This is a genomic window from Neptunicella marina (assembly GCF_014270035.1).
Lineage (GTDB): Bacteria > Pseudomonadota > Gammaproteobacteria > Enterobacterales > Alteromonadaceae > Neptunicella > Neptunicella marina.
This window is the reverse complement of the sequence record NZ_JACNEP010000004.1, coordinates 162,679-176,427: the sequence shown is the minus strand read 5'-3', so window position 1 is coordinate 176,427 and position 13,749 is coordinate 162,679. Positions and strand designations below refer to the sequence as shown.

The following is a 13,749-nucleotide window of genomic DNA, read 5'->3' as shown; positions in this document are numbered from 1 at the left end:
ATACAGAATCAGGGTACAAAAAAGGTGGTCATCGACCACCTTTTTAAATGCTTGTTTTAGCTTTAACTACAGCACTTTACCGTCAAAATCGGCAGCGCTGTGACGCTCGGGCACTTTCTCGTTATCTTCGCCCCAGGTTTTATTGACTAATACACCGCGTTTTACCGCCGGACGCTCGGCAATCTGTTTTGCCCAGCGCATCACGTTGGTATAACTCTCAGCTTGCAGGAACTCCGCCGCTTCATACACAGTATTTAATACCACCTGACCATACCAGGGCCAGATTGCCATATCGGCAATAGTATATTCGTCACCGGCCACATAGGTATTATTCGCCAGTTGTTTATCCAGTACATCCAGCTGGCGTTTTACTTCCATGGTGTAACGGTCGATTGGGTACTGGTATTTCTCTGGGGCATATTTATAAAAATGGCCAAAACCACCACCTAAGAAAGGCGCACTGCCCATTTGCCAGAATAACCAGTTTAAAGTCTCGGTGCGTTGTGGCTGCGTTTTAGGTAAAAAGGCATCAAACTTTTCGGCCAGATAAACCAGAATTGAACCCGATTCAAAAATACGTGTAACAGGCGTGGTTGAGGTATCAATTAACGCCGGGATTTTAGAGTTGGGGTTAATTTCCACAAAGCCACTACTGAACTGATCACTGTCACCAATGCTGATGGGGAAAGCATCATACTCTGCCTGACTAATGCCAGCCTGCAGCAACTCTTCCAGCATCACGGTTACTTTTACGCCATTGGGCGTCGCTAATGAATGCAGTTGCAGTGCATGTTCGCCTTTGGGCAAATCACGCTCGAATCGGGCGCCGGCAGTCGGGCGATTGATACTGGCAAATTGTCCGCCATTGTCGTTATCAGGTTCCCACACTTTAGGTGGAGTATAGGTTGGGTCACTCACGTTAAAATTCCTTAAAAATTGCGCGCTAGTTAAAAAAGCTATTCAGTTAATTAGATGAGGAGTAAGACCGGCAATTTAAAGATGTTGCTTATGCCAATTCGCTCTGTAAAAGAGCAAATCGTTGTTTACACACCTGCGTAAGATGATTTTTTAACGCCAGCGTGGCGGGTGTGAACATGCGGCGATCTGCACTTATCAAACAAAGTGGTACCGCTTCGCCCTGCCAGTCACGGCATAAACGAACCAAACGACCAGCAACAATATCTTCAGCCACATCCAGCAGCGATTTATAAGCAATGCCTTTACCTGCCACAGCCCAGCGCCTGACCACATCGGCATCATCAGCCACACGGTTACCCTGCACCTCTACCTTAATTTGTTGTTTGTTGCGTTCAAATTGCCAACGGCTATGTGGCTGATTATCCAGCATAAAACGCAGGCAATTATGTTCCGTTAATGCCTGTGGCGAATCCGGTTTGCCAAATTGGCGAATGTAATCCGGTGAGGCCACCAATACACGATGATTTTCAGCACACACCGGCAGCGCCACCAGTTGTGAATCTTTTAGCTGGCCATAACGCAACGCAAAATCCACCGGATGACGATAGAAATCCGCAACTCTGTCACTAACCTGTAGATGCAAACGAATACTGGGGTGATGTTGCATAAAATCATCCAGCGCCCCCATTAAAAAATTGCGGCCTAAATCAGAGGGTAACGACAAGGTAAACTTGCCGGATATTTGCTCGGAAGAGAGTAAATCGATGCCCTCTTCCAGCGTAGATACCGCACGAATACAATGATCGAGAAAGATTTCTCCGGCCTGCGTTAAACGGCTGCTGCGGGTTGAGCGCACCATTAATGGCACACCTACCTGTGCTTCCAGCCGTTTAATCGCAGCACTGGTGGCAGCGGGTGTCAGCTCCATTAAATCGGCGACCTTAGATAGATTTCCGCACTTGGCCGCTTCAATAAATATTTTTAAATCCTGTAACGCCCGCATTCAGCTCTCCGACTATAACTTAGCAAAACCCTGCAACACAATTTTGCCTTTAGCTTGTTGTGATTCAATTAACTGATGCGCTTTAGTGATGTTGGCAGCATTAATTTCACCAAAATTTTCACCCAGGGTGGTTTTAATAATGCCTTCGTCAATTAATGCGGCAACCTCAGATAAAATATGGTGCTGGGCTAACATATCCGCGGTCTGGAATAATGAACGGGTGAACATCAGCTCCCAGTGTAGCGATAAGCTTTTACGCTTTAATTTGGTGGCATCCAATACTGCCGGATCGTCGATTAAACCAAACTTGCCTTGTGGCGCTAACGACTCGATGATTTCATCAAAATGATCATCCGTATTGGTCAGGCTTACCACATGGGTAACCGAATCAAATCCAATTGCCTTTAATTGCTGGCTTAGTGGTTTACTGTGATCAATCACATGGTGCACGCCCAATTCTTTTAACCAGTTGCGGGTTTCTTCACGCGACGCGGTACCAATGACAGTTAAGCCGGTTAACTTGCGTGCCAGTTGCACTAAAATTGAGCCCACACCACCGGCAGCACCTATCACTAACAAACTTTCGCCGCTGAAATCTTTGCCGGTTTTTACCTGCAAACGATCGAATAACATTTCCCACGCAGTTAATGATGTTAGCGGCAAAGCGGCGGCTTGCGCATCGGATAAACTGTTTGGCGCCAGACTAACAATTCGCTCATCCACTAACTGGAACTGCGCGTTGCTGCCCTGACGAGTAATATCACCGGCATACCAAACGCGGTCACCCGGCTTGAAAAGAGTGACTTTTTCACCCACAGCTTTAACGGTGCCGACTGCATCCCAACCCAAAACTTTGTAACCCTGCTCTACACTGGCGGATTTGCGGATTTTGGTATCGACCGGATTAACCGATACTGCGCTCACTTCAACCAAAAGATCATGAGCACTTGCCTGAGGTACAGGTAACTCTATGTCGTTTAGCGCACCTTCACCTAATTGATGTGCCTGCTGATAACCGACTGCTTGCATAATAAATTCCTTGCTAGAAAACTGTATCCCTTAGTTTAAATTAAACAAAAAATTTAAAAACCGCATAAAAAAACAATCTTTATCAAAATAAATTTGAAAATAAACAAAGTAAAAAACAATTTAATAAGTTAAAGATGACAAAAAACGCGCTAAATGCGCGTTTTATAAGTAGGTTGAATTCAACTCTAATGCAGCCTGGTAGTTTTATTACTGCGGTCGTTTTATCCGGTACAGGCAATATGCAATAAATGCCACGATCGGCAGATTTAACTGCAATGACGCAAGGTTAAATAGACCATGCTGATGGGTTATGGCATACACAAGCAACAAAACAGCAAGTGATACAGCCGTGGCAATTTGCCAGTGTTTTAAGCTTATTACACTGACTTTCCAGCCAAGCAGGATGGCAACAGCAATCACGCCCCATAAAATAACCACAGGCGCAGTATGTGCTAACAAACTATAGGTACTTACCGCTGTTACACCGATAAAAGTAGACCATACTAATGCCGTCCAGATTCGGGGTAGCGCATCGTCTGCCGCACGTTTGTTAAACCAGATTTTCATGCCAGATGTACACAGCAGGGTCAGCATAATACCTAATACAAAATAAAGGACTTTGCCCGCCATGCCGGCAAACTGGCCGAAGTGTAAACGGTAGAGTGAATACACCAACTGTTTGCCCCAGGCTCCTTTTTTATAACCACCGGTACTAATAAAGTTTCCTGCGGCATCAAATCGGAAATTTTCTGAGTACAGCATTCTGCCCGGAATTTCGGTATAGATTTCAATAAACTGCCCTTCCGTACCCGGCTCATGCACCGTCATAAAAATCGGTTTGCCATTGGGCTCCATGGTTAACGCTTGTTCGAAGGCTTTACCCACATTAACCGGCTCTATAGTTTGATGCAGTTCAGGCTCAGGGGTAAAAACCGTATCCATCACCGCCTGACGATCACCGTTATAAAACAGCTGCGCGACAATAACGATCATCACACCGGCAAGGCCAAAATAGGTCCCGGTAATACCGATAATTAAATGAAATGGTGCCGCCCAGACGCCAAAGCGGTTATGCAAATCAATTTGATATTGCTGGCCTGTGCTGCCGGTTCTCAGGCGAAAGGCATCTTTTAAAATACGTTTATGCGCAATAATGCCGCTAATAACCAAGGCACAAATAATCGCACCCAACGCACTGACCAGGATCATGCCCCAGCTCATCGGCAGATGCAGATATAAGTGCCAGTTGACCAGCATTTTGGTGAGTGGTGATTGTTCTTTTTCCAGCAGATTTCCCTGCTGATCGGCAAAATAAGCAACATGATCGTTTTCTACCACTAAGCGGGGAATGCCCGATGTAGGAAACACCACAAAGAAATGTTCGGTGTCTTCCTTGTGTTTAGCGGTAAAATTATCAAACGCCTTTTGCACAGTTTCCGCATTGGTATCTGCCATTTCGAGCACGGCGGGTTGTTCCCAACGCTCCATTTCCTGATGGAATACCACCAAGGTACCGGATAAACATACCCAAAATAACAACGCACCTAAAAACACGCCCATCCAACTGTGAGCAGATAAAGCCTGCTTGGCCAGATTCGTTTTATTGCTCATATCAGGCCTCCTTGTACAGCTAAACCACCGGCGGAAAGCAATCCCACCACCATTTGAATACTAAGGGAGCGCCAGTAAAAACGGCTTTGCAATAACTGATAACTCAATAACGCCCACACCAGCGGCAACAACACTATGCCAAGTGCCATGCGGTTTACGTCTTCAAGTGGTAACAAGTAACAAAAAACTAAGGTTAGCAATAAACTAATTAAGGCCTGAATAATCAGTACAACCAATAATCTTCCCATATGAGAAGCGGCCAGTTTTGCACTGACCTTAGCAGCAGGTGAATGGGGAATGGCTTTGTTTACGCCCAGTGATTTACGTTGTTGCCAAATAAACAGCCACACCAACATGCTCGGAATACACAACGCATAAACCAGACCATATTCCCAACCCGCCGCATACGACCAGCCGATACAGCTCACTACTAATAAGCCAATCGATAACCATAACGCCCGGCTGGCTTGCTGTTTCCAACTTAAATAAAAACCACTTACCGTTGCTAATGACAACAGCGTGGCCAACAGATACATCATAAATTTACCTGAGAACTTAGCTAAATTTGTCCACTTACCGCCAACAATATAAGTACAACAGAACAAAATTAAATACGAATCATTTTTATTAATAGTAACGAAATAATTTCATGTTGCATAGTCAGGCCACAGGCAATAATTGCAATAAATTCAAAAACTTTAGGGAATCTGAGACTTATTAACTTTTTGCAGTGAAAGTTCAGAAAAGTAAGTTTATATACTTTAAAAAGTAATGGATAAATAGAACCAGCTATACCGTTTAATGCGTGTTAATTTTGAACAGAACTCATCCCCCTAAAAATCAACTCGCTGTAAACTCTGCACACTAAAACTTTCGCTGAAGCCAGATAAATAATACGTAAAAATAGTCTGTAACTTACTAATTTATATAAGTTTTGATCTGGGATACAAAAACCGATACATTAGGTTAAAAAATAAGCGAAGATTGTAAGATGACGGACAAAAATCGCATCAATTCCACTGACTTTATACTCGAACTAATTGAAGAAACCTATTCCGCTTCACGCACTGGTCAATGGCAAGGGTTACTGGATAAATTACTGCAGGTCACAGCATCAAACAAAGCCTTCTTTTATTTAACCGAACTGGCTTCAGAAACACCGGCCATACTTGAATACAGCACCACCATTAACGTGCCAGCTAAACTGATACAGGACTATCAGGCACGTCCTTTTGAAGATCCTTATTATTCTGTCAGCAAGGACATGAGCGAAGGTGATGTATTGGTACTGAATCACTATCTGGATTTAACCGAATACCAACACACTGATTTTTACCAAAATGTTATTGTGCCAATGGATTCGGCTCAGGTGATTACCTCCTGCTTGTGTCGGGATGGGAAACACGAAGCTATGCTGGCACTCAACAGAGGTTTTAATGATCCGGATTACACGGTAGATGAAATTAATCTGCTTAAAAAACTGGCACCTCATTTATCGCGAGCAATGCATATATTCAAAGAAATCAATCTGCTAAAACAATATTCGGCTTTGACTAAGCATGTGATTGATCAGTCAACCCAGGCCGTTATCGTTACCGATGAACACGGCAAGATCATTTTAAGCAACGACTTTGCTAATAAACACCTGACACAAGGCATGCCAGTTAGTATTCAGGCTAACCATTTGCTGATTGATACACCGGTTTACCAGCAAATGTTGCTAAACAACATTCAGCAATGTGCACACCAGCAGTTTAGTAGTATTGGTGAGCAGCAAACCTTAATAGTGACTAATGACAATTATCAGGAAGCGCGCATTCGCGTATCTCCACTTCAGCGTGAAAATGGAATTGTCGAAATCAGCACCCCGTGCGCTCTGGTTACCATTAAACTGCAACACACGATTGATTGGGTGCAATTTAATAATGAATACAACCTCACCCCTAAAGAGTTGGAGTTACTACAAGCCTTAAACAATAAACAAACACTCAAAGATATCGCCACGAGCAAAGAAGTCGCCTACAACACCTTGCGGGTGCATCTGCAAAATATTTACCGCAAGATGAATATCAATTCACAAATTGAGTTAATGGCGACGTTGGCGGCATTTAGCCAATAAGCATTTTCACATTATGACCAATTCACACCATTGCCGGTTCACACCGGCTTTTTACTGTTTTTTTATTCAAAAGCGTGAATGGCATGACCGCCTTTATCGCTGTCCCAGGTGACAGAAATCACACACCAGCGACGACCATCATTAAGCAACTGAAAGGAGTTGATACCTTGTGAGTAAGGCGCAGCATTTAAATCATCACGTGATGCATAGTGACTTAATACGGTAGCCATATGCCCCACCTGGAAAATCTGTTTACTGACTTCCGTTTCGTAAAAATTGATGTCTTTAAAAATTTGTTTATTCAGTTCAACAAACTTTTCCACGCTTAACACATCAATTTGAGGTTGCTGTTTTTTATCATGAAACACCGGCACAATCTGACCATTAGGCGCAAACAGCTCAGACATCAGCTGCCAGTTTTTTGTTTCGCCAGCAGCGCCGGACACTATGCCGTACAACGCAGGAATAATGCTGTCTAACTTTAAAGCTGCTTTGGGCACAGTTGGTCCGCAAAAATGCGTGGAAGCCTCATCAGCATTTACCTGAAACTGAGTCAACAAAATAGCTATTGTCGATATTGCTGTAAATATGCCTTTTTTAATTCTCAAACCTTGCTTTATCATTATAAAACCCTTAATCCAATAAATTCACTGGATACAGAATACGCTTTCAGGCACAGTATAAAAATTGACAAATTTAGACATTTAGTTGAATTAATATCAAGTATGAACACAGCTAATCATCTGTCATTTAAACAACTACAACTACTGGTGAGCTTAAACCGTCATCAGCAGCACAGTCGTGTGGCCGATGAGTTAAATATTTCAATTAGTGCCGTTAGCCATCAGTTAAAACGCATTGAACAGCAATGTGGTTTTGCGATTACCGAAAAACACGGGCGACAGTTATTTTTAACTGACAGCGCGAAAAAATTCGCCAGTGAATTAGCACAGCACTTCACCGCCATTGAACAACTAAGTAACCAGTTTACCCAATCTGAACCCGATACCATTCAAATTGGAGTGGACAGTGCACTGGCGATGAATCGTTTTACTCAGGCGCTTAGTTTGCGTGATATTGACGGCAGCCATAGCGACATCAGAGTCAGAATGCTGCAATGTAACGATGATCCTGTGGCTCTGGGTCTGGATATGGTGTTAGGTCAGCGCATTGTTAATCCGCATTACCAAAGTGAGCTGTTACAGCGGGAACAGTATATTGCGGTGTGCAGTCCCGAATACGAGCAAGGACTGCAACAAAACCAACACTGGCTGCCACAAGCAACCTTGCTCACGCTGGAAGATGTGAATGAATGGGATTTTTGGCTTAATCAGTTTTCACCTAACAGCCAGGGTGGCAAACAACGTTATTTCAGCCACACGATTTTATTATTGCAGGCGGTGTTAAATCATCAGGGCGTTGCACTGCTGGAGCAAGCGCTGGTAAAAGAGCAGCTGGCACAAAACCAACTAATCAAAATTGATCCTAACGCCTTAATTGTGCCGGAGCGGGCTTATTATTTATCGGTGCGTAAACCCTTATTGCAGCACAGCGCAGTTAAACAGGAATGCAGCTGGATAAAACGCTGGTTATAACCCCTATTCATTTAAGCCATAAAAAAGCCTGCAAATGCAGGCTTTTACAAAATATTTTGTATTCAATTACTTATAGAATTCCTGATAGGTTTGCCACGCTACATCCTGCAGTTCCCTGGCCGTCTCCACTGGTAACTTCGCAGTGTATGTCAGTCCTGCCGGAGACTGTTGATAAAAGGCAGCATAAAACATGCAGGCAGCCAAATAAGTACCGGCCATTGACGGGTGTTTTTCTACCGGGTGGTATTGCACCTCACCTTTGTCATCAAAGCCTTCTACATCAGCATGATATAACTCAAGCTGTGGTAATGTTTGGTTAGCCTTAGCAAACGCCAATCCCACAGGCACCACGAGTGCATTTAACTGATTGGCTGTTTTTAAATACCCCTGGCGTATTTTAGCGGTCATTTTGGGTTCGCCTTTATATGGCCAGGTCATAAAAAACACCGGTTCAACCTTATGCTCACGTGCTTTTTTAACTAATATTTTGGCTGCTTCATCAAACGCCGGATAACGCTTTTTAGTTGCAGCTTCGTTTGAATGTCCTTGCAATACCACTATGTCCCAGCCTTTACCTTGCGGCTGATCCATTAAATAACTAAAACCTTTGATATGTTCATATAATTTACCGCCTGACAGAGTTTTAAGACGGTAACGATTCTCGCCCTGCGTCCATTTACCTGCTGACTTAATCAGGCTGATAACATGGTTCTGAACACCATTGTTGTAATAACTGAAACTGTTACCGACAAACAACACTTTTTGTGGCTGCAAAGTCGGTTTCACTTTGGGTTGTAACTCGGCATAGGCAGTTGAAAACCCAGCCCATAACACAATCAGTAACACTAATTTTTTCATTTACTTTAATCCTTACAACAAGATGTAGGGCGCCCACCACACGGCAACCAGAGATAATAAAATCATGCCAATAATATTCAGCATTACGCCACTTCTGACCATTTGCGGAATGGTTAAATAACCGGATGCAAATACAATTGCGTTAGGTGGTGTAGCGACCGGTAACATAAAGGCACAACTGGCGGCGAGCGTCACAGGAACAGTCAATAACAGAGGAGATAAATCGGATTGCATGGCAATTGCAGCAACCACAGGTAACAAGGTGGCAGCGGTGGCCAGGTTGCTGGTCAGCTCGGTTAAGAAAATCACCAGACCAGTAGCAGCAATAATTAATACGGCGATGCCAAAAATCGTCAATGGCTGTAAAGATTCACCCAGGAACATTGCCAGACCACTGGACGACACAGCCGATGCCAGACTTAAACCACCACCAAACAGAATTAATACACCCCAGGGCACCATACTCGCATCATGCCAGTTAAGTAACCGGCACTGGCTATTACCGCCTTTAGGCACCAAAAACAACATTAATGCCGCCAGCATCGCAATGCCCGCATCTGTTACACCTGTGATTCCAATCCATTCAGTTAACGGGCGACGTAAAATCCACAGACTAATCACCACTAAAAAGATGATACCAACGCGCTTTTCAGCACTTGACATAACACCCAGTTCTTTACGTAACTGGGCAAAATGTTCACTCACCGAATCATCAACTTTGATATCAACCTTAAACAGTACACGTGTCAGCAACAACCACGCTAACGGCAACATAATTAAACTGATTGGCACACCCACTTTCATCCAGGAGATAAAATCAATTTGCATATGATAGTTTTCGGCTAAAAACGCTGCGAGTAAGGCATTGGGAGGCGTACCAATTAAAGTCGATAAACCACCAATAGTGGTGGAATAGGCCAGACCTAATAACATGGCTATTTGGAAGTGTGTTTTTTGTCTGTCCGTTGCGCTGGTGGAATTGTCGGTGATGACTTTCACCACCGAGATACAAATTGGCATCAACATTAAAGTGGTTGAAGTATTACTCATCCACATCGACAAAAACGCACCCACCAGCATAAAACCGCCGATCAATCGGGTACTTTGAGTGCCTGTCACGCCCAAAATCGCCAGCGCGATGCGTTTGTGCAAATTGCATTTCTCTACAGCAATTGCCAGTAAAAACGCGCCTAAAAACAAAAAGATAATCGGATTTGAGAAGGGCATCGCCGCTTCTTTAAAACTCGCGACCTTTAAAATGTCAAAGGCAACTAAAGGAATAAATGCGGTGACTGGCACCGGTATTGCTTCGGTCGCCCACCATACCGCCATCCATAATCCAACAGCAGCTACCCGCCACGCTTCCTGCGGCATAATCGATTGCGAGCCGTCAAAAAACATAAACAAGGCAAAAACAAGTGGGCCAAGTAATAAACCCACATCCTGATAACGGGCGCGTGTTGCGTCCTCAATATAATTGGTATTTTGTTGCATAATCAGTAAAGCGTCCTGCCGCCGGTAATCAGTTGATTACCGGCAAGCATAGATGATTAGAAATAAGCTTTTAAGTCGAGATAATAATTACGACCCAGATCGGAATGTGCATCCGAGAAATAACCAAAGTAGTCATCGGCTAACGGAGCACGCTCATCGGTGAGGTTTTTGATACCAAAACGTACACGGGTGCGTACATCGCTGATATCAAAACGATAATCTACAGTGGCATCGTAAGTACTCATAGCCGGGATAACATATTTCGTGCCATCTTCCAGCGTTAAATCACTTTGATAGAAACTGCCAATTCGGTTACCGGATAACGAGGCCCCCCAGTCACCATCACGCCACGATAATTTAAAGTGATGACGTTGTTTCTGGTTTCCGTCTTTACCGATTAAATCAGCAAAACCAACCACCGGATAATCCTCGGTAATTTCACCCTGTTGCTGTGCTTCCACTAGCAATAAGGCATCTCCCCCCGCTTTCTGCTCAAATTTTTGCAGGAATGAACCATTGTAATCAAAACGGACCGTACCGAAGGAGAAGTCCTCGTTGTAATACACCCCAACGTCATAACCACTTACCGTACGCTTATCCAGGTTGGTGTAGTTATCGTCAATATACTTGATATCACCAGCAGGACAAATACCTGCCGCATCGTAGATAGCGATTTGGTCATCTGTTGCTTCCACACGGTTAACCGCTGGATTGGTATCACAATTACTGCCACTACGAAGACGATAAACCAAATCCAGAATCGTATGATTTTCCTCTCCCAATAAACCAATGGTATTGTTTTTATCTATGGTCCAGTAATCCACCGTAAAGGTCAGGTTTTTAGTTGGTGTTAACACCACACCCAATGAGGTATTGGTCGAATCTTCCGGTTTTAATTTATCACTACCCTGCGCGATACGTTGAGTAGAGTTAGTACAATCCAGAATATCCTGATCCGGATCGCCACCGTTTTCTGCGGCATAAACACAGGTCCAGTCGGTACGGGTATTGTTACGCGCAACCATATCTTCGTTAATAGTGACCAGATTTGGCGCTCTGAAAGCTTGCGACCATGAACCTCTTAACAAAAACAAATCACTGGGATGCCAGCCAAATGCAACCTTGCCGACAGTGGTATTTTCTACGTCAGAAAAATTCTCGTAACGCACAGCAGCCTGAACATCAAAATCATCCATTAACGGTAACTGCAATTCGGTGAACAAGGCCGTGACTTTACGCTCACCCGAGTTATCCGGTGTAGGGCTTGAGTTAACCACATCGGAAACATACGGATAGGTATCGCCTTCCCAGTCGGTAAACACGATAGTGCCATCTAAACGAGGATCACGATCATCCTTGAAGGTTTCACGACGATAATCCACGCCCACCAGGAAGCTGGCGCTACCACCGGGCAGAGTGAATAAATCGGTATTTGAAAATTTTGCATCCAGCGTGGTTAAGGTGGTTTCGCTATCACGACGCACATCCACTAACGCACGTTCAATATTGCTGTTCACGCCTGCGCTAAATGGATTGTAAGCGGCCGCTGTTGAATCATTTAACGCTTCCTGCATCAGAATGTTTGATACGCGGTTATGTGTTACGTCTTCACGGCTGGCTTTCGAATAGGAAAATGCCGATTCCCAGTCCCAGTCACCTAACTGACCGCGGAAACCTTGTAACACCCTGTAAGTATCAGCATCAACATCAACCACACGTGGCTTTTCAGCAAAACGATAATTATCAATGGTTAACGCCAGACCTTCACAGGGTACATCCGGGATCAAGGCATCAGGCAAACGATTAGGCGAACCACAGGGTCCAAATGGGTTGTAGTAGTTTTCTGCACCAACACGTAGTTTAGAGGTACTGAATGAATATGAGGGATGACGGGTAATATTGGATGACGACTGATAATACGACAATTCGGTAAAGGACTGCATACCATTTTCAAAATCGTGATTAACAAACACAAACAGATTATTACGGGTTAAATCTGAAATCAGGTCACGACCTACCGCATTAAAATCAAAGCGTTCTGTTCCATTACCATCAATGGCACCACAAATTTGCTCGTTAATCGCATATGTACAACGCGCATCACCTGCAGGGAAGGTTTCAAATTCCCCACTACTGTCAGTTAAATGATCTTTTAAACCACTGCTGGTAGCACTTTTGACTAAATCAAACTGACCATATAATGAGTTGGCGCTGTCATTACGAAAGGCTGTATCGCCTTCCCACGGGGAGCCTGCCGGAATGCGGTCACGGAAATCGGAACTTGACCAGCGCGGATCATCCAGTGAACTGACACGTCCACGATCGTAAAAATTATAGTAAGCACTAACATTGGTTCTACCGCCGTTAAAATCCTTACCCCATTCCAGTTTAAGGGTTTTGTCATCTCTTGGCAGATTCTCAAAACCTTTGTAACGCATGCTGACGTTAAACCCGACAAAATCGGTTTTCAGTACGTTGTTCACTACGCCTGCTACCGCATCTGCACCATAAATAGCTGAAGCACCATCGCGTAAGACTTCCACTCGCTCTAAACCAGAAACCGGAATGGTATTAGAGTTAACCGAGTTTACCGGGACAAAACTACCGCCCACTTCTTCGGTTTGATAGGTTGCGGCGTTCACCAGACGACGGCCATTCAAAAGTACCAGCGTGTTGCCCGTGCCCAGATTACGTAAATTATAGGCACCCACGTCACCACGCGCGGCATTGACACCACCACCAATATTGCCGGCTTCATTAAAAAAGTTCTGGCCGTTTTCCGGGATGAGATCCAGTAATTCGTCACCCGAATCAATCCCCAGTTCTGCGATATCCGCAGCACTGATAACGGAAACAGCCAGGGCTTCGCTAACCTGACCCCCACGAATTTGTGACCCCACCACCGAGATTTTTTCTACTGATTCTTCTTCCGGGGTAGTTTGTTTTTCCTGTGCACTGGCGTGTGAGGCAAATGCAACCAGCGCGACAGCAACAGAAATTGAATAGCTGTACTGGTTTGATATGACCTTTGTTATTTTATTAAGCATAAAGGGCTCCAGAGTTGAATTCGTTATTTTTATGGTCCTTATGAATACAAAGACGCCTAAGTCAGAATTTCCCCC

General features: G+C 44.2%; 11 protein-coding genes. 2 read left to right on the top strand and 9 right to left on the bottom strand.

What is annotated here, in order from left to right:
• Window positions 1-66: 66 nt before the first annotated feature.
• From yghU to H8B19_RS06835, 5 genes are all read right to left on the bottom strand, one after another.
• Window positions 67-918, bottom strand: coding sequence for a glutathione-dependent disulfide-bond oxidoreductase (gene yghU, locus H8B19_RS06855; RefSeq protein ID WP_186506060.1), 852 nt, complete (start codon window positions 916-918; stop codon window positions 67-69).
• Between the two features lie 88 nt (window positions 919-1,006).
• A complete protein-coding gene (locus tag H8B19_RS06850) occupies window positions 1,007-1,921 on the bottom strand; it encodes a LysR family transcriptional regulator (RefSeq protein WP_186506059.1) in 915 nt (304 codons plus the stop codon).
• A gap of 12 nt (window positions 1,922-1,933) precedes the next feature.
• Window positions 1,934-2,950 (bottom strand): zinc-binding alcohol dehydrogenase family protein, encoded by a 1,017-nt coding sequence (locus H8B19_RS06845; protein WP_186506058.1) that lies wholly within the window; start codon window positions 2,948-2,950, stop codon window positions 1,934-1,936.
• Between the two features lie 207 nt (window positions 2,951-3,157).
• The gene (locus tag H8B19_RS06840) at window positions 3,158-4,561 is read right to left on the bottom strand and encodes a PepSY-associated TM helix domain-containing protein (RefSeq protein ID WP_186506057.1); all 1,404 of its coding nucleotides are present in this window, start codon (window positions 4,559-4,561) and stop codon (window positions 3,158-3,160) included.
• Window positions 4,558-5,100, bottom strand: coding sequence for a hypothetical protein (locus H8B19_RS06835; protein ID WP_186506056.1), 543 nt, complete (start codon window positions 5,098-5,100; stop codon window positions 4,558-4,560). The genes H8B19_RS06840 and H8B19_RS06835 overlap by 4 nt, the downstream gene beginning before the upstream one ends.
• A 452-nt stretch (window positions 5,101-5,552) precedes the next feature.
• Here H8B19_RS06835 and H8B19_RS06830 point away from each other — a divergent pair, with 452 nt between their 5' ends.
• Window positions 5,553-6,680, top strand: coding sequence for a LuxR C-terminal-related transcriptional regulator (locus H8B19_RS06830; RefSeq protein ID WP_186506055.1), 1,128 nt, complete (start codon window positions 5,553-5,555; stop codon window positions 6,678-6,680).
• Window positions 6,681-6,742: 62 nt separating this feature from the next.
• On the opposite strand, the gene H8B19_RS06825 is transcribed toward H8B19_RS06830, so the two are convergent.
• On the bottom strand, window positions 6,743-7,303 hold the full coding sequence (locus H8B19_RS06825; protein ID WP_186506054.1) for a hypothetical protein: 561 nt from the start codon (window positions 7,301-7,303) through the stop codon (window positions 6,743-6,745).
• A 102-nt stretch (window positions 7,304-7,405) separates the two neighbouring features.
• Between H8B19_RS06825 and H8B19_RS06820 the strand changes: the two genes are divergently transcribed.
• The gene (locus H8B19_RS06820) at window positions 7,406-8,275 is read left to right on the top strand and encodes a LysR family transcriptional regulator (RefSeq protein ID WP_186506053.1); all 870 of its coding nucleotides are present in this window, start codon (window positions 7,406-7,408) and stop codon (window positions 8,273-8,275) included.
• A 66-nt stretch (window positions 8,276-8,341) separates the two neighbouring features.
• Here the strand turns inward: H8B19_RS06820 and H8B19_RS06815 are convergent, their stop codons facing one another.
• Genes H8B19_RS06815 through H8B19_RS06805 form a run of 3 tightly spaced genes read right to left on the bottom strand, consistent with a single transcriptional unit; the run spans window position 8,342 to window position 13,674 of the window.
• Complete coding sequence (locus H8B19_RS06815) at window positions 8,342-9,133, bottom strand: DUF4886 domain-containing protein (protein WP_186506052.1); 792 nt, start codon at window positions 9,131-9,133, stop codon at window positions 8,342-8,344.
• Window positions 9,134-9,145: 12 nt separating this feature from the next.
• Window positions 9,146-10,627, bottom strand: coding sequence for an SLC13 family permease (locus H8B19_RS06810; RefSeq protein WP_186506051.1), 1,482 nt, complete (start codon window positions 10,625-10,627; stop codon window positions 9,146-9,148).
• 56 nt (window positions 10,628-10,683) lie between these two features.
• The gene (locus H8B19_RS06805; RefSeq protein WP_186506050.1) at window positions 10,684-13,674 is read right to left on the bottom strand and encodes a TonB-dependent receptor domain-containing protein; all 2,991 of its coding nucleotides are present in this window, start codon (window positions 13,672-13,674) and stop codon (window positions 10,684-10,686) included.
• Window positions 13,675-13,749 lie beyond the last annotated feature (75 nt).

Excerpts from the sequence above, each read along its gene's own strand:
- H8B19_RS06850 (WP_186506059.1), bottom strand. The coding sequence starts at position 1,921 with ATGCGGGCGTTACAGGATTTAAAAATATTTATTGAAGCGGCCAAGTGC.
- H8B19_RS06845 (WP_186506058.1), bottom strand. The coding sequence starts at position 2,950 with ATGCAAGCAGTCGGTTATCAGCAGGCACATCAATTAGGTGAAGGTGCG.
- H8B19_RS06840 (WP_186506057.1), bottom strand. The coding sequence starts at position 4,561 with ATGAGCAATAAAACGAATCTGGCCAAGCAGGCTTTATCTGCTCACAGT.
- H8B19_RS06835 (WP_186506056.1), bottom strand. The coding sequence starts at position 5,100 with ATGATGTATCTGTTGGCCACGCTGTTGTCATTAGCAACGGTAAGTGGT.
- H8B19_RS06830 (WP_186506055.1), top strand. The coding sequence starts at position 5,553 with ATGACGGACAAAAATCGCATCAATTCCACTGACTTTATACTCGAACTA.
- H8B19_RS06825 (WP_186506054.1), bottom strand. The coding sequence starts at position 7,303 with ATGATAAAGCAAGGTTTGAGAATTAAAAAAGGCATATTTACAGCAATA.
- H8B19_RS06820 (WP_186506053.1), top strand. The coding sequence starts at position 7,406 with ATGAACACAGCTAATCATCTGTCATTTAAACAACTACAACTACTGGTG.
- H8B19_RS06815 (WP_186506052.1), bottom strand. The coding sequence starts at position 9,133 with ATGAAAAAATTAGTGTTACTGATTGTGTTATGGGCTGGGTTTTCAACT.
- H8B19_RS06810 (WP_186506051.1), bottom strand. The coding sequence starts at position 10,627 with ATGCAACAAAATACCAATTATATTGAGGACGCAACACGCGCCCGTTAT.
- H8B19_RS06805 (WP_186506050.1), bottom strand. The coding sequence starts at position 13,674 with ATGCTTAATAAAATAACAAAGGTCATATCAAACCAGTACAGCTATTCA.